Source organism: Sporosarcina oncorhynchi (assembly GCF_033304615.1).
Lineage (GTDB): Bacteria > Bacillota > Bacilli > Bacillales_A > Planococcaceae > Sporosarcina > Sporosarcina oncorhynchi.
This window is the reverse complement of sequence record NZ_CP129118.1, coordinates 561,252-581,287: the sequence shown is the minus strand read 5'-3', so window position 1 is coordinate 581,287 and position 20,036 is coordinate 561,252. Positions and strand designations below refer to the sequence as shown.

Below are 20,036 nucleotides of genomic sequence, written 5' to 3'. Positions count from 1 at the left end.
TTACACCTCCTCTGCCTGATAACGTTCATCATATAACCAGCATCTAACTTTTTTGTCCCCGACCGCCATTAACTCTGGCTCTTCTTGTCTACAAAGTTCTTTTGCATGCGGACATCTTGTATGGAATCTACAACCTTTGCGAAGATCGGTAGGGTGAGGCACTTGCCCAGGAATTGGACTTAACCGATCTATTTCTTCATACATACTGGGAATCGAATCTAACAAACCAATTGAGTAGGGATGAAGCGGTTCATCAAAGAATGATTCAACATCCGCGTATTCGACGATTCGCCCTAAATACATAACTGCCACTCGATCAGCTGATTCCGATACTACCCCTAAATCATGGGTGATTAATAATGTTGCCATGTTCAACTTAACTTTCAAGTCTTTCATTAACTCCAGAATTTGTGCTTGTGTTGTCACATCAAGTGCGGTTGTTGGTTCATCTGCAATTAACAGTTCTGGATTACAAGAGAGGGCCATTGCGATCATGACACGTTGTCTCATCCCTCCTGATAACTGATGGGGATATTCGTCAATCCTTTTTTCAGCCAACGGAATTCCAACAAGTTGAAGCATTTCAATAGCTTTAAGTCTGGCTTGTTTTTTTGATAGTTTCTGATGTAATACCAACGTTTCCATAATTTGATTTCCTACCGTGAAGACGGGGTTTAACGAGGTCATTGGTTCTTGAAAAATCATCGAGATTTTATTGCCACGTAATTCCCTCATTTGTTTTTCATTGTAGGTTAAAATATTTTCCCCTTTGAACAATATTTCTCCGCCTACGATTTTCCCAGGTGGTTTAGGGATTAAAGATAATATAGATAGAGACGTTATACTTTTGCCACTCCCTGATTCACCGACTATTCCAAGTGTCTCACCTTGTTTAATCTCAAATGACACATCATCTACCGCAGGTATTTCTTTGCCATCTGCGTAAAAGTACGTCTTCAAGTTTTGAACCTTTAAAATAGTTTCCATTCAGACAGCTCCCTTATATCGCCAGTTCGATTCTACGTGGTGTTGTCGTTAATACATCGCATCCTTCTTCGGTGACGTATACAATATCTTCGATTCTTACGCCTACTTGATTAGGGATATATATACCTGGTTCGATCGTAAATACCATTCCTTCTTCTACAATATCCGTGCCATTTTGTACGATTCTCGGACTCTCATGTATTTGCAAGCCTACGCCATGTCCGAGCCCACGCAAACTATATTTCTCTAAGCCTGCCTCTTCAAAAATATCCCTTGCAATCGCATCAAGCTGGCTGCCGGTAACCCCCGGTCTGACTGCTTTAATGGATGATTCAAGCGCCTTTAAGGTTAGCTCGAATACTTTTGATGATTCGTTATCTATTTCACCTACAGCTATTGTTCTAGTCATATCAGACATATATCCTTCATAATTTATGCCGAAATCAATAAGCACATATTCATTTTCTTTTAGCTTACGGGTCGTGGGTACAGCATGTGGTAACGCTGCACGCTCTCCAAATGCGACAATTGTCCCAAAAGCAGGCCCTTCATGCCCTCCTTTTAGCATCAAATACTCCAACTCATTCCGAACATCTAATTCAGTCATTCCAATATGAATATTTTTCAGTAATTGCTTGAATGCTTGATCGGACGCTTGTATTGACTTTTTGATTACTGAAAGCTCCTCTTTAGATTTGCGTGCACGAATCGTTAGAAACTCACTTTGAAGCGGCACCCATTCGACATGTGGAATCATCTTTTTAAATCCTTCAAATTGCGAGACGGACATTTCTGTTGACTCAAAACCTACCCGACCTTTCAATCTTTCAGGTAGTTTAGATGCATAGAACTGATCCATCGGCCCATTTGCCACTTCAACAGTACAAAATGCAGCTTGCTCTGTTGCCTGAAGTGTGTAGCGTTGATCCGTCCACAAATAATCTTCATGACCGTCATAATAGTAAACGCCATTGCTTCCAGTAAATCCGGTAAAATAACGTCGATTTTCATAGGAATGGATAAATACACCGTCCAATTGTTTCTCATTCATTAGATTTTGAAGCTGGCTATGTTTTACATCAAACATTGAAAAGCTCCCCCTATTCAGTAGACTGTTTTAAGAAAGGATGAATAGATAATGTAAAGGGAAGCCCTTCGACTCCCCTTCAACCTTTTTTTACTGAACAGACCAGTTTTTTGCGTTGAATGTTACACCGCGGAAGTCAGGTTCAAATCCTTGCACACGTGTATTTGTAACAAATGGAGCGTTTTGTTCGTATAATGGGATCCAAATTTCGTCTTCAGCAAGTTTGTGTCCGACTTCCCAGATGTACTGTTTCCTTTGTTCAAAATCAATCTCTCTAGCTTGTTTCTCTAATAGTTCATCAACATTTGCATCGGAATATCCAACAAAGTTATAGCCATTTGGCGGTTGATAAGCTGAACCGAAGTAACTGCGATATTCATCTGGATCCGCTTCTATACCGAATCCAAGTATATACGCCGAATAATCATCTGATTTCACTTCACGTTGTCCGCCATCTTCATTTTTAGGCAGTAATTTTGTAACGAGTGTAGGGAAATCTAGTGAGCGAATTTCAGCAATCACACCAACTTGTTCCCACATTTGTTTCAATAACACAGCTGATTGTTCACGTTCTTTTGTTCCTGTTGGCACTTCAAATGTAAAGGTTAAAGGTTTTCCATCCTTTTCAAAAATACCTTTCGAGTTCTTTTCGTACCCGGCTTCTTCAAGCAATGATTCGGCTTTCGCTTTATCATACCCATAAACAGGCACGTCAGGATTATGCGACCAGTGACTTGAAGGGAATACATCTTCAGAGACTTCACCATATTCGCCCAGAATTGAAGTAACGATGTTTTGTTTATCGACTGCATGCGCCAATGCTTGTCGTACTCGCTTATCTCCAAAATGGTCTGCTTTTGAATTGAATCCAACGTAATAGACACTTAACTGATTCTGTGTCACAAGTTCACCATAATCCAAACTTGAAACAGAAGGTGTTTCAGCAACGGGTACAGAAGTGATATCTACATCTTTACTAATAAATGAAGCAAGCATTGTATTGGCATCACCGAAGCGTGCAAACACCTTATCTAGTTTTGGCGCACCTTGGAAATATTCTTCATTCTTTTCAAGTTCAATATATTGTCCTGTTTCCCACTTTTTGAATTTGAATGGTCCTGTTCCAATTGGCGCACGGTTTGACTCATGCTTTGCCCATTCTCCCGGACTTACATCTTCTAATATATGTTTTGGTAATAACCCGATGAATAGACCTGATAGGAACGGAGCAAATGGATCATTCGTCGTAAACTTGATAGTCGTTTCATCAACTACTTCAATTCCATCTATGGAGTCTGCCTCGCCATTTTTGTACGCTTCCGCTCCAACCAATGGATCTACACGCCAATATGCGCCTCCATCGTAGTCAGGGTGAGCTAATGCAGTGAATGTGAAAGCAACATCTTCAGCTGTGAATGGTTCCCCGTCATGCCATTTCACGCCTTCTTTAAGCTTGAACGTATATTCTTTATTATCATCAGATACTATCCAGCTCTCTGCCAGACTACCTATCATTTTCAGTTCTTCATCTGGTATCACTAGAGAATCAAAAATCATATGCGTAACATTTGTATCTGATGATGTTGCATAAATCATAGGGTTTAAGTTTCCTGGTTCGCTGTTGAATGCAATCGTCAAACTTCCGCCTTCTTTGACAGTTTCCTTGTCACCATTGCCACCGTCAGCAGTGGATGTTTTATCCTCAGGTGTTGAACACGCGGCAATTAGCATTAACACAAAAAACAACAAAACTGCTGATCTCATTTTTTTCATTTTCATTCTCCTAATCTTTTTTTGTTTTTGGATCCAGTGCATCGCGTAAACCGTCACCAACAAAGTTAATGCATAAAATCGTTATCAAAATAGCAAATCCCGCCGGTGCCCAAACCCATGGTTTAAACTGGAGAACCATTATGGACGTTGCTTCATAGAGCATGTTTCCCCAACTTGGTACAGGCTGCTGAACACCTACACCTAAAAAACTTAAAGAAGATTCTGTCAAAATAGCTTCCGCCGTTTGAAGGGTTGCTTGAACAACAATCGGCGCCATAATATTCGGCAAAATATGTTTTAAAATGATTATGGGATTGTTTTGCCCCATTGCTCTTGCAGCTTCGACGTATTCTGTTTCTCTTACCCTTAACACTTCGCCCCTTACAAGTCTTGTCATCGTCGTCCAACTGACTAACCCGATGATTATCATCACATTAAAAATACTTGGTTTTAAGATTGTTGCAATAGAGATTGCCAAGAATAATACAGGGAAACAAATGACGATATCTGTAATTCGCATTATTACAGTGTCAACCCATTTACCGTAATAACCTGATATCATCCCTAAAATAACACCTGTCATTGTAGAAATCAGTACTGCGACAAATGCTACACTGATTGAAACACGGCCACCATACATAATCCGACTTAACAAATCACGCCCAAGACTATCGGTTCCAAGCAAATGCTCTCCTGATGGACTTGCGTGTACATTATAAGTACCATCCGCTTTAGTCTGCGATATATACGGATCATATGGGGCTAGTACTGGGGCCAATAAGGCAACTACTACTAAGATTGTTAAAACGACAGCTCCAAATACAGCTAACTTATTTTTCTTAAATCGCTTCCACGCTCCAGCATCCGATATTTTCCGTCCTGGTTCCATGGGGACATCGGCAACAATTTCACGTGTCATGTAATTCCTCCTTTCAACCCATGCCTAGTAACGGATCCTTGGATCAGCCCAAGCGTACATAATATCAGCAATCAAATTACCTGACATAACTAGAATCGAAGTGAACAGATTCAACGCCATGATGACCGGGTACTCACGTGCTACTATACTTTGAATTCCTAAACTTCCCATACCTGGCCAGTTAAATATATACTCCGTAATATAAGCGCCGCCAAATAAGAACGGAATTGATAATCCGAAAATGGTGATTACAGGTATAAGCGCATTACGCAAAGCGTGTTTCAAATATACAACACTCTTTTTCAACCCTTTGGCATCAGCCGTCCGAATATAATCCTGACTCAGAACTTCTAACATACTGGATCTCGTGAATCGCATGACTACTGCTATCGTCGGCATTGCCAAGACAGTCGCAGGCATTATTACGTGTTTTAAATAATCAATAATTAGAGCCATTCCTTTATAATCGGCGCCTATAGATACCATTCCAGAAGTCGGCAACCAACCCAATTTGAGAGCAAAGAAGAATATCATCCCCAACCCCAGAAAGAATGATGGGATTGAAATCCCTATGAAAGAAAAGACAGTCAATACATAGTCTTGCAACTTATAGCGATGTGTTGCCGAGTAGACGCCTAATGGAATGCCAATCACAAAGGCCATTACAAAAGCGCACCCTGTCAATAGTAATGTCGCAGGAAGTCTTTCCATAATTAGGTGTGCTACGGGTTGACCGGTTTTAACTGTATAGCCCAGATTCCCTTGCAAGATTTCTTTTATCCATGTCAGATATTGAACATATAAAGGTTCATTTAAACCCAGACTATCACGCATCTTCTGCATTTCTGCTGGTGATATTTTAGGATTAATCATTGTTTCCATCGGGTTACCAGGAGCCAATTGCATGATGAAAAACGTCATGATGGTTATCCCGAACAGAATCGGTATGGATTGAAGAATCCGTTTTATCACATACTTTTTCAAGCGTCTCCCCCCCATGGAATACAGATGACTTCATCTTGTCTAATAGAAAGCCATTCTGCCCCATCTTCTGTAACTACAACGTTCTCTTCTACAATAAAATGAATACCATCATCCATAAAAATGGTCGGTTCAATTGTAAAAACCATTCGCGATTCCAATTCGAGGTAGGGAGAATTCCCATATCTCTCCCATCTAGGTGCTAATAATGCACCGCCATCGTGTACATCCTTCCCTATCTGATGCCCAGTTGCATGTGTAATATCCGGATATCCATTTTCCCTATAGTGTTCTCTCGCAATTTGATCGATTTCAAACCCCTTTACACCTGGCCGCATCGCCTCTTTCGCCATCGTTATCGCTTCATGTATCGTTTTGAATGTGTTTCGTATTTTTTCGGGTGCTTCGGTTTCGTCTTTCTTCAGAAAATAAACTGTTCTAGCAATATCGGATACGTACCCTTCATATTCAACACTGAAATCAAAGATTACTAGATCGCCAGCTTCAATAACTGCCTTTCCCGGTGGCCTATGCGCAATGTTTTCTTTCATGACAATCGGGCAGGATGCAGTGCGATCCACTCCATTGACGACGCCGCGCTTTTTCAATTCTTGAACAAATAGATCACCCGCTTCGATTTCAGACATCCCTACTCTTAATCGATTGAAAGCAGCCTCATAAATATCAACTGTAATATCGACTGCCTTTTGTATGGCAGCAAGCTCAGAATCGGATTTAATGCTTCTGATTTTTGTCAGCAACGTCTCCGATGAAATATACTCAATCTCATCAAACTCAAATAATGTTTTCATTAACCAGCGATAACGACCTGTTGTTAAACCATCCGCTAATGGTTCTTCCACTGAGTAATTGAGTGCAATCTTCTTTGGTGCTATTCTTCTGATCAATTCACAAAGACTTTCTTCAATACTACTGTCCGGTTTAATAACTTCATCAAAAATCCCACTCTCTTCGATATCCTGTGCATCGATTGAGTTGCAGACAGCGTAGCGTCCGCCTTCTTTAGTAAAGATAAAGATTCCTGGGCCCACACTCGCCACACCTGGAATGAGCGACAAACATGGATCACTACTTTCACTTGCATATATCAACCAAGCATCAGCGTATCCTTCATTTAAGTATGCAATCGCCTGTTCAACTTTCTCTTTCTGAATCAGCATAGATTTCTACCTCTTTTCTCGCTAAATAAGTGATTGTATCTACTAAAAGTTTTGTTCCGTATTCAAAAGAATCAAGCTCAATTCTTTCATCAGTGGCATGAACCCGCTTCAACACTTCTGTAAATGGAATCATGACGGGTGAGATACCATAGATGTTAGCGGCAAAGGTACCGATAAACCGTCCATCCGTTTTCCCAAGTGCCGTAAAGGGCATTATCGCTACAGGATAACCAAATTGTGCACTCGTATTTTCTATATACCTAAGCTCATTCGTAGCTATTTCACATTCATACCCTTGCTGGAAGAACGTGATTTCCCACTCAACATTAGACGTTTGAAATAGTTGTTCTAGTATCGCAGTCACATCCTGTTTTGTTTGCATTGGTAATGTTCTAATTTCAATCGTTGCTTCTGCATAATAGGGAACGACATTTATTTGTTGGCCAACATCGACTTTTTCAATCGTAACTGTCGGAAACTTCATATATTCATACATTTGTTTTATAAAGATTTCATCTTCGCTCGTTTGTTCACTTTTTTCGATAGTCTTCTTGAAGTTCCCCATATAATTCTCCAAAATTGAATAGGTTGGCGGGTCAAAACTCTGTTGAAGCAGACTGGTCAATCCACTAACTAAGAATAGAAGGGCCTGATCTGCTGGAGGAGCCCCCGCATGTCCGCCTACTCCTACCGATTTCAACTTAACCTTAGCCGTTCCTTTTTCTCCGGCGGCGACAAACATGTATCTTTGTTCATTGTCTTCAACAATGAACCCTCCACCTTCACTGAATACGCTAGCATCGGTGAAATACTCGCTATACTGTTCAGCTATAAAAGCCATGCCTTCTTGACTCCCGTTTTCTTCATCAGCCGTAGCCAGAAAGATAACAGTCCGCTGTAATAAACCTTGATCTTGTAATCTTTTCATTTCCACAAACACTGCTGCATGCATCGCTGTCAGCTGTTTTGTATCAAGTGTTCCTCTCCCCCATACCACGCCTTTGTCAATTGCCCCACTAAATGGAGGATACGTCCATTCCTCGCTTCCCGGTCCAACTACATCTAGATGGGATAATAGAATAAGAGGTTCCTGCTGTTGTTCTCCAACTAACGTTGCGACAAAATTCGCCCTGCCTTCAGGGCTCAGAATGATTTCAGATTCAATCTCGTAGCCATTAAAGAATTCAATGAGCACGTTTGCTGCCTCGATTTCAGTTGCGTACTCATTCGTCGTGTCGGTTTGGATTAATTCTTGTAATAGTTTTACTGTTTTATCTAACAATTTACTATCCATTTTGTATGCACCTACCTTTTCACGAGCCATAATGTATCTTGCCTCTTGCTTAATAGGACCGGACCTTCTTCAGTCACTAATACGTTTTCTTCCACGAGCATGCAAGGGAGCCCCTTATCTTGAATAACAGTCGGTTCAATTGCGTATATCTCACCCGCTTTTAGTGATCCTTCCACTGCCAATCGTACTGGAACACGTCGCGGACCCAGTGTTGTTCCCCCATCATGCGTAGCCCGGCCGATTTGATGTCCAACGGAGTGGCGTATCGTCGGATAACCTGCTTCTTCAATCACTTTTCTTCCAACCGCATCCACTTCATAGCCTTTTTTATCTACTAACAATGCCTCGATTGATTCAGTTATGGCCTTATATGCTGTTTCAAATGCATGATTGACAGTAGCAGGGGCCTCTTGTTCTCCATCTTTCAAGAAGTAAAATGTCCTCGCAATATCCGATACGTAATCTTCATATTTCATGCTGAAGTCTATAATGACGATGTCACCTGGTTCGACAAGACGATCACTTGGTTTACGGTGTGCTAGGCCATGTCTCACTGCACAAACCAATGGTGGATCATAAGCATCTCCAAGACCTGACGAAACGCCCCGCTCTTTCATCTCTTCAACAAAAAGGTTCCCAATCTCTATTTCAGTCATAAATGGTTTCAATTTTGAATGGACAGATTCAAATATTTCCACTGTGATTCTAACAGCTTCAGCGACCGTAGCAATTTCCGCTTCGGTCTTAATGCTCCGCAATTCACCAAGCATTTCTTCACTTGAAATTTCTCTCTCATGTAAGATTTGCTCTCCTACGTTATCTTTGAGCCATGAATACAGACCATATGTAAGCCCGTCACATAAGTGATCTTGTTCAGAGATATTTAAAGCAAGTTTTTCTACGCTAAGCTCATTCCAAAGTTCTGTAAAGGCTTTCTCCATCGAAGATTCATACACTCGAACTTCATCGAATAAATTTGTCGATTCATAACTACCGGCATCACTTTTCGATGTCAACACAATATGTTTACCAGACTCCCGGATGAAGATTGCCGCTTGATGAACGGAACGGACGCCTACTAATAACGGTAATGCAGGATCGGATCCTTCTCTTGTCAAGACGAGCCACGTATCAATTTCATGTTTTTTCATTAATTGAGTTGCTTGTTCCAGTTTCTCGCGAACAACTTTTGCATTACTACCTTTCATAACTCATTTCTCCTTCCATCGATTCCTCTATAATATTTTTAAAAACGGCTGTAAGCTGCTGTATTCCAAACTCCAACTCTACAATGCCAATACGTTCATCTACGCCATGTACTAACGGTAAGACACGATCAAATGTCATATTAGTTGTCATTGGGCAGTAGCCAAGTACTGTCGCTTGAACATCATTAAAATATTTTCCATCATTACTTCCAATCGTCATAAAGGGCACAACAATAGCCGTTTCCACATTGCCCAACTGCAGTTGTCTCTCTAGAATCCGCCTCATACTTTCCGGTAATTCCCGGTCATATCCTTCACTCTCATACACCCAGTCAATAATCGCTTCAGGTTCAATGTCGGTAATTGTCTGTTCAACTACTCTTTTTACATCTGCTAGCTTAGTTATCGGAAGTGGCCGTACATCAACGGATAGTTGATAACTCCCTTTCAGTTTCGGATGACGTTTCCCACCATGAACCGCTGTCACCGTAAATGTAGTTTTAGTCATTGCAGAAAACATTCTTCTATGTTCTTCAGGAAGGGTTGCTATTAAATCGTCATATCGGTCAAACGATGCGTCGCTTTTCATCCCTTTCACCATAAGTGAAAACATTTTTGATACAGATGCAGGAATCGATTCATTTTCGACTTTCATCGTATGCAAGGCTTGCACCATACGAAAGGCGGCAATGTCTGTTTGATTTGAAGGTAAGTAAGGATTTGATGATTTCTTTTGAGGAATTGTCACTGTGAATGACATATTCCCTTTCTGTCCAGTCTCTACTAGATAAAAGAACGTATCACCGACTTGTATTGGAAATCCTCCCCCTTCATTCCAAACGGTTACCCCTTTCCATAGAAATGGGTAGTCACTCAATAACCGTTTCAATCCATTTTCACTGCCATACTCTTCTTCAGATGTAATGACTTGTATAATCGAAATTGGAGAGTCCATTTCTTTTAAATTTCGCATTGTGAGTAAATGGGTGATTCCGATTTGTTTCGCATCAATCGCTCCTCTTCCCCATATTTCCCCCTCGATAATTTCTCCTGAATAAGGAGGATAACGCCAATCATCGGCGTTGGCATCAACCACATCGACATGTGAGAGAAGGACCATGACTTCTTTGGAAAATGGTGTTCCTTTTTTTCGATAATTCTTTATATATACTTCATTATAAAAAGGGAGTAAATCTTCCTTATGCAATGCAATGATTAAATTACCTTTAGTTACGGTCGTTTCATGATAATAGGTATAGAGACCAAATGACTCTGCTACCATTTGCATGTACAACAAGCCGCTTTTTTCATTTCCAGATGTAGTTGAAGTATCGATTTGTATATATTTTGATAAAAGAGTTGCTGCAGATTCCATCATCAATTACACCCCTTATCCCTTTTGCTTGTTTTTATTATAAGAGAGTTCTAACAACTAAGATGTAAAATAGTTTACACAATTGCCTGTTTTCAAAAGTTTCTATTTAGGGTTGATTTAGTGCCTGTCAATTACGTATGGCCAGATACCTTAACGATAGTAGGGATTTTCCTTTTACATCTGCTCGAGTAATGGCAGTGTCATTCCACCAATTGAGCCCAAACACTAACATTCCTCAGTATTCAACTTCTAAAATCCCCTCTATACTAAACGTAATGATTCAGAATATTTATTTTCCACATCATTCATTAAAGCAAGCCTACATACATAGGAGACGTTGAAGTATATCCTCTACGTGGGCACTTTGGATATATGGAGTCAGTAGTGCAACCGACCTCAAATCACCGGAGCATTTTAGACGGGGGGGTTTATCGATGAAAATACTATTAGCAAATGATCAAACGCTTATTCGCAAAGGGTTGATTTTTACTTTGTCAGCACCCGGCGAGCTTGAAGTAGTTGGAGAAGCCGTAAACAAGCGAGAATCCCTTCATTTACTTCAAACAGTAAAACCTGATTTGTTTATTATCGATTTTAAGTTGGGGCACGAGAGTGGTTTGGAGATCATTGCGGAAGCAAAACAGTATAATGGACACTGCAAATTCGCCATTTTGACGAACTCACAGGATCTCATGCTGTTTGAACAGGCAAGAGTATTGGGGGTGGATGCGTTCATTTCTTTACAAGCGCTTCCTGAAGAATTCATATATGCCTTGTATATGATTCAGCGCGGAAGGAAGTATTATGATCCTGATATGATTGACCTGCTTATTCAGTCGCAAAGGGAATCTTTTGTAGACAAAAGTCCGTTAGAGCAATTGACCTTAAAAGAAAAGGAAGTGCTAGGGAAGCTTGGGCTTGGTTTTTCCAATAAACAAATCGCCCATAATCTGTTCATTACAGAACACACAGTAAAAAAGCATGTTAGTCAAATCTTATCAAAACTTAGCCTTGGCGATCGCACACATGCTGCTTTATATGCAAACGAAACGGGATTAGTCCAGTATCGGGTTGATGTGTTAGTTTGACGGAATGACGATAAAAAGAAATTTATAGTAATGCCAAGAGCCCATTAGCGGCTCTTTTTTTGTATTAAAATGTGCAGTTAGTATTTCGCTTATTTTATCCACATATGGATAGGTAGCGCACAAGTAATTTCATAGTCATTTGTTGGAAAATTCACTGTAGACAATCAAACAGTACATGTGTAAAATTAGAATTAATCGGCAATTAAAGGAGATTAATTTTTTTATCCAGTTACTATTTACTCACTTTTTAAGGAGGGAAAACGTGACGGCTATTCTTCTGTCTGCCAAAACGAAATTACCGCAACCTTTTTTGGATACCGTACATAGAACGAGATTGCTAGACAATTCCCCGGATGGACGGTACAAAAAGGTGACGATTCTTCGCGCTCCTGCTGGCTACGGGAAAACGACGCTGATCAGCCAATGGCTAAAAAACTTACAACACGAACAGGTCGCCTATCTATCCATCGATTCATCGGATAATGATGCGCCCCGCTATTGGAAATATGTGTTGCATGCAGTAGCAAAAGCGTGTCACTCGGATATGGATCAGACATTCGCGCCGCTTCTGCATGCTTCGGACAGTGCGGGGAATGACTTCCTGATTGAATCATTTATTCACGAGCTAAGCGTAACGGACAAGCCGCTGCATATCGTGCTTGACGATTATCATCTCATCGAAAACACCGTCATTCATCAAATGATGACGAAGCTAATCGAACAATTACCAGACCATGTTCATATCTATATTGCCACACGGACAGAAATCGACTTGCCGATCACCAAATGGCGTGTCAAGCAATGGGTTTACGAACTTGATGCTTCCCAACTACGATTCACACCTCTAGAAGTAGAACAATTTTACAGAGCAAAGAATTTGCCCCTACCTGATCAAGCCCAGTTCAATCTGATTGTCGATAAAACGGAAGGGTGGATTGCCGGATTACAGTTGGCATGTTTAACCCCAAATCACGACTATCCGCTGGAATGGGAAACGGCATCTCGTTCAACGATTTTCAGCTTTTTGGTACAGGAAATCATGCTTCCGCTACCATTGTCTACACAAGAATTCCTCTTACGCACATCTTTGATCAATGAATTGGAACCTTCCATTTGTAATCAGCTTACGAACCGCACGGACAGCTTTCAATTACTTGAGGAGTTGGAGAAAAAAGGATTCTTCATCGTCCGTCTCCAATCAAACAATCCTGTGTTCCGCTACCATCATCTATTTGCCGAGGCGCTACAGTCGGAGTTAAGAAGACGCCTGACAGCTGAAGATGTATCGTCTTTAGTACAAGAATCCGCAATTTTGTTATATAAAAAAGGATTGATTACTTCAGCAATCGATTTATGTTTACACTATGAACTATACGATATAGCAGTTTCTTGGATGACTGACCATCTTGTGAATTTCATTACGTCAGGGCGAACTGCGACATTCTTGAGATGGTTGCATCATTTGCGTAGTCATCACCATCCGGTTCCGTATGAATTGCTTGTTATTGGCGTTATCGCATCGATGTCTTCATTAGATACTGATATAGCGAATTCCCTTATACAAGAACTCGAGACAAGACAGATTACCGATCAGTGGATGGAGCAAGAAGAGCATGCTCCAATGGTTTTCCTGTATGAACATGCGAAAGCAATGGGGATTATTTCTGTGGGCGGTGATTTGAAAATCGCAAAGGCAATTGTGGAAAAGCAGCTCAATAAGAATCATGTACCTTCCCGTTGGGATACCGTACATATGCCTTTCAACATTTTTGAGTACAAATTATTACGGACGAGTATTTCCTCAAAAGGGAAAATGCCTGCTTTTGAAGATGGTCTCGCCATCGCTGAAATTTTCCGCAAGCCTTTTTATCAGACGAGAGGAATCGCAGCGTATTCCTACGGTACATCCGCAGAATCGTTATATGAGCGGAATTTGTTGGATTATGCGAAAGATGAACTTGATATTGCCATGCAACAAGGGCACGAACTGAAAGACCCAGGCTTATTCATCCCCATGTACTTATTGCAGGCGAAAATCTATTTAGTGGAGAAAAAGACCACTTCTGCCCTCGCGTTACTGACGCAGGCAAAAACATTGGTCACGGAAAAGCATTGGTTAACAACACTTAGTATCATGCAGGCTGCCTGTCATATTACAAATGGCGACCTCAACAATGCAGAGATTGAATTACAAGCAACGAAATCGAGTCAACCTTTTTGGATGCTCGTCTATGCGCGCTTGCTCCTTGCGAAACAGCAACCCGACAGCGCCTTGGAAATTGTCATTCAAACGAAAACGAAAGCCATGCAAGAAATGCAGGTCGCAACATTCATAGAAGCAACTGTTCTTGAAGCAATCTGTCATCAAAGACTCGGTGACAAGGAAATGGCACTAACGATTTTACTGGAAGCACTAAAAGCAGCCGCTCCCTATTACTACATCCGCACATTTTTAGATGAAGAAGAAATTTATACTTTATTAAATAAAGCCCGGCACCTCCACAAAAAAGAGGAAAGTTTACGAGCCTCCATCTCTTTGCATTATATCGATCATTTTCAAATTATCGAAAAACAGACAGATGAATTGCTTACACCGAGGGAAAAGGAAGTTTATGATTTGTTAACAGACGGGATTACGAACCGTGAAATTGCGGAGCAGCTTTTTCTATCTGAGGGAACGGTACGAGTGTATCTTACTTCTATTTATAGTAAAATCGGGGTGGATTCACGTGCTAAGGCGATTCTTCTTAAATATCAGTAGTTTGGTGCCAGTCACTCGCACAATTCACTTACACAATTCAGACACTAGCTTGACAATTGGATTAGGCAGATGCAAAGAAAAACCGTCGGACCAAGTAATCGGTCTAATGGTTTTTCTGTTTTTGTTTAGATGGAGTGGTTATCTTGAAAAGACGTTGTGAGAGTGTATGGCACCAGACTCTATTTAATTGTAATCGTTACCTCTCTGTCATCCATAGCTTCTTTCGCAGTAAATACGACGTCAGCTGAACCTTTAGCATTTGTAACGTCCCAGTCAACTAGATCATTAAACGCTGCAGCGATTTTTGACGCAATGGAAATGGATGTATCATTGCTAGTAACTGCAATCTTTTTATCAAAAGTAACTGTTCCGTCGTTAAACGTTACGAAAATTTCACTGGGCTTATATACTGACGCGTTTACAGTTAATATATTCACTTCAATTTTCCCGTCTACTCCTTGACTTCCTTGTTGCTTTTTAATAAATTCACCTTTAATCTCTGCTCTGTTTCCATTCGATGGAATGGCGATTTGGAAGTTATCATAGGCCTTATTTAACTTGGAAGTAAAGATCACTTCACTTCCGGCACTTGTCACATCCCATTTTTGTAACAAGGGTGCAAATCTTCCCTTTAGGGTAACATGAAAGTCTCTAACAATTGCTTCAGCAACGTCAATTCCTGTTCTCTGCTTAGGAACATTTCCCTCTATACTCTGGGTAGCACTATAGTAATTGTAATTTGTAATGAACCCATCGCCATCATCAATATTAAACTCAAAGTTACTCATTATGGGGGCTTTTTCTGCAGAAAACTTATAACTGACAATTGTTTTGCTCGCTTGAGAGGCTTTTTGTCCAATTGCTTTCTGTACAACCTCTCCATTAATAACATTCTTTTTCGTTGTTGGAGTTTCAATAACATTGGGAGTTTCTGAAGGAGTAACCGTCTCGACGGATCCAACTAGCTGATTATCCACTTTCTGTTTGTTCACTTTCTCAATATTCATTTGGACAGCACTCAGGTTCGAAATCAGTTTGTCCACAGGTATACCTTTAACTGTCTGGATATTACTAACTAACAAATTCACGCCAAGTCGGACAACCGCTTGTTCTTTCGTGAAATGGAGTTCACCAATAGTTCCTTCCATATCAAGTTGGACGGCTTTTTCCGATACGATCGTTACTTTCCCAATACTGGTTTTCCCTTTTATCACTACTTCAGCATCTTCTAAAATAGTAAGTGCCTTAACAGGTTCATTGAGTATAAGTTCTTTAACACTTTTCGAGATGATTAACTCTTTATCTACTTTCAAATTTCTAATCTCTATATAATTAGACTCTATTTTCAATAGCCCATCGAACTTTGCAACATTAGTTATAGCCATAGGCGTGAGGCTAGCGACCGGTCCTGCTGTCAACGCTCCATCTAGAATGACTGGTGCATTGCTTGTTCCTTGTGCAGTGATGGTTAAAGAAGCAATAGTAAGCAACTGATTTCCTTTAACGGTCATTTCAATAGTGGCATTTTCTAACGCAACATTATTTTTCTCAGATAACAGACCTTGTAAATTCTCGGGGATATCATAGGAGTCTTTTGCAAAAACAACTTTATTACCGTCAATTTTCAATATTGAATCGGTTAGTCGCTCCACTTGTACTTGTGCCACTTCTTCCGCTTCAATCATTGTAGCCCTCTCACTTCTCATGACAAACGAAGCCATTTGGCCACGTTTCACTGTATCATTTGGTGAAAAAGTCGTCGGAGTACTTCCTTTTGTAATGCCTGATGTATAGAGAGTTTGAATGTCCCCATAATATCCAGACTTCGTAGTGATGTCAGTGAATGGAAGTGATCCGTCTTCTGAAACAAGATTAAATCCTTTCACTAAAACCTTCGCCATTTGTGCGCGCGTCAGCGGGTTTTGGGGCTTAAATGTACCATCGTCATATCCATTAATAATCCCTTCCTGGGCTAACGCTTCAATATAAGGTAGGTATTGGTTCTTCACCGATACATCTGTGAAGCTGGATTTCGTGACTGGGAACGTTTCTAATTTCAAAGCCATCGCCAATATCTTTGCAGCTTGTCCTCTCGTCAATTCCGTGTTCGGACGATATGTTTGATCGGCATATCCACTAATGACTTCTCTTTCTACTAATGTATAGACATCCGTATAATAATCATGCGCTTCTTTCACGTCGGTAAACTTTATAAAATCCGTTGATGCACTAACAGGTTGCACGATTAAGGCGCCTGCTACAAGTACTGATGTTGCAAATGTTGCATTGAATAATTTATTCATCTTTCAATTTCCCCCCGGCAATGTATCGTATTTTTTATAAACCATCTACTATAACTAGTATTAGTTCTCTATATCAAACAGAAAAACACTCCTCATACTCGGCATTGCTACAAACTAAACAAGTCCGGTTGCACCACTCACCTCATGCGTTCTATGTGCACAAATAAAAGCTCGAATATTTTCGCTTTCCAATATGCTACTCTCCTTAAAATTATAACCTAATTTCTCAGAATGTATTGTCGATTGTTGTTTGTGAATCGGTTCTAATTTTGATGATTTTTAATGAAAATTGTTTTCTGTTTGAATTTAACGAAATAACTAATACCATTTCGGTGGAGGCTACTATTTGACTTAGTGACTAGCATTAGTTGTGTGCAAATCAGGTTAATTCCAAAGAGTACTTCCTGTAAGATTGGGCACTGGCTAATTCATCGCGAGTTTGAATCGGTGCCAGTCACTCGCACAATATAGACACTCGTTTGACAATTAAAAGAGAAAGAGGAAAAAAACCGTTTGACCAAGTAATCGGTCAAACGGTTTTACTAGTTTTTTAGCCGAGATAGGTATACTAGATAGAGGACAGCATGGAACTGCGAACAGGTTCGAACAAATCTGTAGTAGCAATCGTTTCATTTTGCAATAAAATCTCCTGACTTTAGAATTCTAGTTGTGGCAATGTTGCCATCCTCATCTAATTCTTCTTCACAATAGCGATAATAATCTTTATTGCTTTTCGTATACGACGAAGGAAGAAGAGACGGAAGAATTATCAAATCAAGAAACACATAGCAAGTAGCCTTTTCGCCTTTGTAGAAATGAAACGAGCTATAATAATAGTCTTCCATTCTAGAAACCATCGGTACAACCGTTTTGATCGGATTTCGGTGGATATAGCGACTGATTTTCAACAAAGTAGCAGGACTGTCGGCTTGTTTAGCAAAGTAACGGCTGTCGTATAAATAACCGGAGTAATTGTATTTCTTTTTATAATAGTCCGTATAGCGATGGTTGATGAGCCCCATCACTTTCCCTAATGGCGCATTGGGCGACTGAAGCAATAGATGATAATGGTTTGTCATGACACAATATGCGATTAGTCGAAAAGGATGCTTCATATTAGCATAGTTAAGAACGCGGAAGAATTCATCGAAATCCGCCTGCGTTCTGAAAATATCTTGACGATTATTCCCTCGCATGACGATATGATCAAAGTAGCGCGTATTCCACTGCCTTCTTTTCCTAGCCATCTGCAATTCTCTCCTGTTGTTGAAAAAGAGATGACGCCTTTTTCCAGTCTATTGCTTCATGTATGTGATGATTGGCTATGTTTTTCTCTCCAGCCTGGTCTGCAATCGTACGGGCCGTTCTAATTAATTTCACTTGGGTTCGATTGCTCCATTTTTCATTGAAGCAGACTTCTTTAACGATCCGCAACTGCGCTTAATTTAATGAGCATGTGGCAAGCAATCGTTGCACGCTCAAATTACCGTTAAGCGAGTCATCTTCATAGCGTTCTTGTTGCATACGGCGCGCGACTACTATCCGCTTTCTGATGTCTTCTGATGTATCAACGTTTTCCGTTTCAGTAATTCCTACACTACGCAATGTTAATATGAAATCCAACCGATCGAGGAGAGGTCCGGATGCTTTTAGTTGATAGGAACGAATTTGATTGGCGGTTCAACTACAATATCGTTCATTCGAACCGAAGTATCCACAAGGACAAGGATTTGTAGCCGCGATAAGGATGAAAGATGAAGGGTATGTAACAGATTGACTTACACGGTTGATGGTCACTTCTCCAGTTTCCAATGGCTGTCTTAACATATCTAATGACTTCCTCGAAAACTCGCCTAATTCATCCAGGAATAGAACGCCATGATGTGCTAGGGAAATTTCACCCGGCTTCGGATACGTTCCACCACCAATAAGAGCGTTCGCAGATGCTGTATGATGAGGGAATCGATAAGGCGGGCGCGAGGAGAAGCCACGTTTCTCTTTAGCCAGGTGGTAAATGCTATAGACTTCCAACATCTGTTCATTGGACATATCAGGGAATAGCGTATGGAAGGCATCTGCCAACATACTTTTCCCACAACCTGGCGGGCCGTTCAATAAGACGTGATGACCGCCAGCTGCACTGATTTCCAATACTTTTTTCGCTTTCGCATGACCACGAATAGAAGCAAAATCTGTTGCATGGATTGCTTCTGTTGAATTACCTAAATCCAACACAATCTTTTCAACATCTTTTAGGAGTAGCGAAGGCTGTCCTCGCAAATAATCAATCAGCTCACGGGCTGTTAATATAACCCAAGTTCTCATGATTTGACGCTCCACATCGAAAATACGCCGGACGCATTATAGCAATCCATACAGAGTGACTGAGGGTAGAACCTCACTCGCACGTTATCTACTCCACATATTTCACAAACCATCCAAGTTCACCCTTATTCACTTATACAAATCCGCACATCGTCCAATCCATTATTCTTTGTCTAAGTGTGAATCCATAGGAAAAAAATCTATAATTTTTGTTGTACAATGTCATAATTCCCCGCCAAACCTGTAACGCACGCTCACCGCATGACGATAGACATGCTTGACACGGCATACGTATTTTCTGGCATCCGTACTGAACGCAAAAAGAAGCTCTTTAATCGATTGCTCGATCAAAGGACTTCTCTTTGTTGTCTTCTCACCAGGTTCTTGCGAACTTAATTGTAAATTGTGTGAGTGACTGGCACCCGTATTTAGCCGCACGTCTGCCGATGGGGGGCGATTACTTCTTTCTTGATAAGAAAAAAGCGGCTGACAAAGGTACTGACATTAAAGCAATCCATTTTACCAGTTAGTGAAATGAATATGTATATGTCGAATCGTTGCAGAAAATGCTACTTTTTTTGAAACCAGTTTTCACACACTATGAAATAGAGATCCAGCTCCTATAAAGATGCAAAATAAAAAGCGTTCTAGACACGAAAGTGTACAGAACGTTTTTTGGAATTTCTTGAACCTTACACTAATGATTGTATTGATCAGATAAAATGCTATGAAAACAGGTCTCCAATGACCAAAC

At 40.5% G+C, this 20,036-nt stretch carries 16 protein-coding genes and 1 riboswitch; of the genes, 3 read left to right on the top strand and 13 right to left on the bottom strand.

Going from position 1 to position 20,036, the window contains the following annotated elements:
- The 9 genes from QWT69_RS02810 to QWT69_RS02770 form a co-directional block, all read right to left on the bottom strand.
- On the bottom strand, positions 1-987 hold the full coding sequence (locus tag QWT69_RS02810; RefSeq protein WP_317968767.1) for an ABC transporter ATP-binding protein: 987 nt from the start codon (positions 985-987) through the stop codon (positions 1-3).
- A 13-nt stretch (positions 988-1,000) separates the two neighbouring features.
- Positions 1,001-2,074 carry a M24 family metallopeptidase gene (locus tag QWT69_RS02805; RefSeq protein ID WP_317968765.1) on the bottom strand — a complete coding sequence of 358 codons (1,074 nt, stop codon included), beginning with the start codon at positions 2,072-2,074 and terminating at the stop codon, positions 1,001-1,003.
- 90 nt (positions 2,075-2,164) lie between these two features.
- Positions 2,165-3,847: a peptide-binding protein gene (locus tag QWT69_RS02800; RefSeq protein ID WP_317968763.1), complete on the bottom strand. Its 1,683-nt coding sequence runs from the start codon at positions 3,845-3,847 to the stop codon at positions 2,165-2,167.
- A 10-nt stretch (positions 3,848-3,857) separates the two neighbouring features.
- Entirely contained in the window at positions 3,858-4,766 is a 909-nt protein-coding gene (gene opp4C, locus QWT69_RS02795) for an oligopeptide ABC transporter permease (RefSeq protein ID WP_317968761.1), read from the bottom strand.
- 24 nt (positions 4,767-4,790) lie between these two features.
- Positions 4,791-5,750 (bottom strand): ABC transporter permease, encoded by a 960-nt coding sequence (locus QWT69_RS02790; protein ID WP_317968759.1) that lies wholly within the window; start codon positions 5,748-5,750, stop codon positions 4,791-4,793.
- A complete protein-coding gene (locus QWT69_RS02785) occupies positions 5,747-6,928 on the bottom strand; it encodes a M24 family metallopeptidase (RefSeq protein WP_317968757.1) in 1,182 nt (393 codons plus the stop codon). Before QWT69_RS02785 ends, QWT69_RS02790 begins: the two co-directional genes overlap by 4 nt.
- On the bottom strand, positions 6,903-8,252 hold the full coding sequence (locus QWT69_RS02780) for a M20/M25/M40 family metallo-hydrolase (RefSeq protein ID WP_317968755.1): 1,350 nt from the start codon (positions 8,250-8,252) through the stop codon (positions 6,903-6,905). The genes QWT69_RS02785 and QWT69_RS02780 overlap by 26 nt, the downstream gene beginning before the upstream one ends.
- Positions 8,234-9,430: a M24 family metallopeptidase gene (locus QWT69_RS02775; RefSeq protein ID WP_317968753.1), complete on the bottom strand. Its 1,197-nt coding sequence runs from the start codon at positions 9,428-9,430 to the stop codon at positions 8,234-8,236. Before QWT69_RS02775 ends, QWT69_RS02780 begins: the two co-directional genes overlap by 19 nt.
- The gene (locus tag QWT69_RS02770) at positions 9,420-10,808 is read right to left on the bottom strand and encodes a M20/M25/M40 family metallo-hydrolase (protein WP_317968751.1); all 1,389 of its coding nucleotides are present in this window, start codon (positions 10,806-10,808) and stop codon (positions 9,420-9,422) included. Before QWT69_RS02770 ends, QWT69_RS02775 begins: the two co-directional genes overlap by 11 nt.
- Positions 10,809-11,126: 318 nt before the next feature.
- Positions 11,127-11,207, top strand: a riboswitch (cyclic di-GMP riboswitch).
- Positions 11,208-11,239: 32 nt separating this feature from the next.
- Here QWT69_RS02770 and QWT69_RS02765 point away from each other — a divergent pair.
- Positions 11,240-11,893, top strand: coding sequence for a response regulator transcription factor (locus QWT69_RS02765; protein ID WP_317968749.1), 654 nt, complete (start codon positions 11,240-11,242; stop codon positions 11,891-11,893).
- 262 nt (positions 11,894-12,155) lie between these two features.
- Positions 12,156-14,654, top strand: a complete 2,499-nt coding sequence (locus tag QWT69_RS02760) for a winged helix-turn-helix domain-containing protein (RefSeq protein WP_317968747.1) — start codon at positions 12,156-12,158, stop codon at positions 14,652-14,654.
- Between the two features lie 179 nt (positions 14,655-14,833).
- Here QWT69_RS02760 and QWT69_RS02755 read toward each other — a convergent pair whose 3' ends face one another.
- The 4 genes from QWT69_RS02755 to QWT69_RS02745 all read right to left on the bottom strand — a co-directional run bounded on the left by QWT69_RS02755 (position 14,834) and on the right by QWT69_RS02745 (position 19,282).
- Positions 14,834-16,957: an S-layer homology domain-containing protein gene (locus QWT69_RS02755; protein ID WP_317968745.1), complete on the bottom strand. Its 2,124-nt coding sequence runs from the start codon at positions 16,955-16,957 to the stop codon at positions 14,834-14,836.
- A 629-nt stretch (positions 16,958-17,586) separates the two neighbouring features.
- A complete protein-coding gene (locus QWT69_RS02750) occupies positions 17,587-18,204 on the bottom strand; it encodes a transposase (RefSeq protein ID WP_317968743.1) in 618 nt (205 codons plus the stop codon).
- Positions 18,197-18,391 (bottom strand): magnesium chelatase subunit ChlI family protein, encoded by a 195-nt coding sequence (locus QWT69_RS17300; protein WP_431312309.1) that lies wholly within the window; start codon positions 18,389-18,391, stop codon positions 18,197-18,199. The genes QWT69_RS02750 and QWT69_RS17300 overlap by 8 nt, the downstream gene beginning before the upstream one ends.
- Positions 18,392-18,637: 246 nt before the next feature.
- Complete coding sequence (locus QWT69_RS02745) at positions 18,638-19,282, bottom strand: ATP-binding protein (RefSeq protein ID WP_317968741.1); 645 nt, start codon at positions 19,280-19,282, stop codon at positions 18,638-18,640.
- Positions 19,283-19,647: 365 nt separating this feature from the next.
- Between QWT69_RS02745 and QWT69_RS02740 the strand changes: the two genes are divergently transcribed.
- Positions 19,648-19,812, top strand: coding sequence for a hypothetical protein (locus QWT69_RS02740; RefSeq protein ID WP_317968739.1), 165 nt, complete (start codon positions 19,648-19,650; stop codon positions 19,810-19,812).
- Positions 19,813-20,036 lie beyond the last annotated feature (224 nt).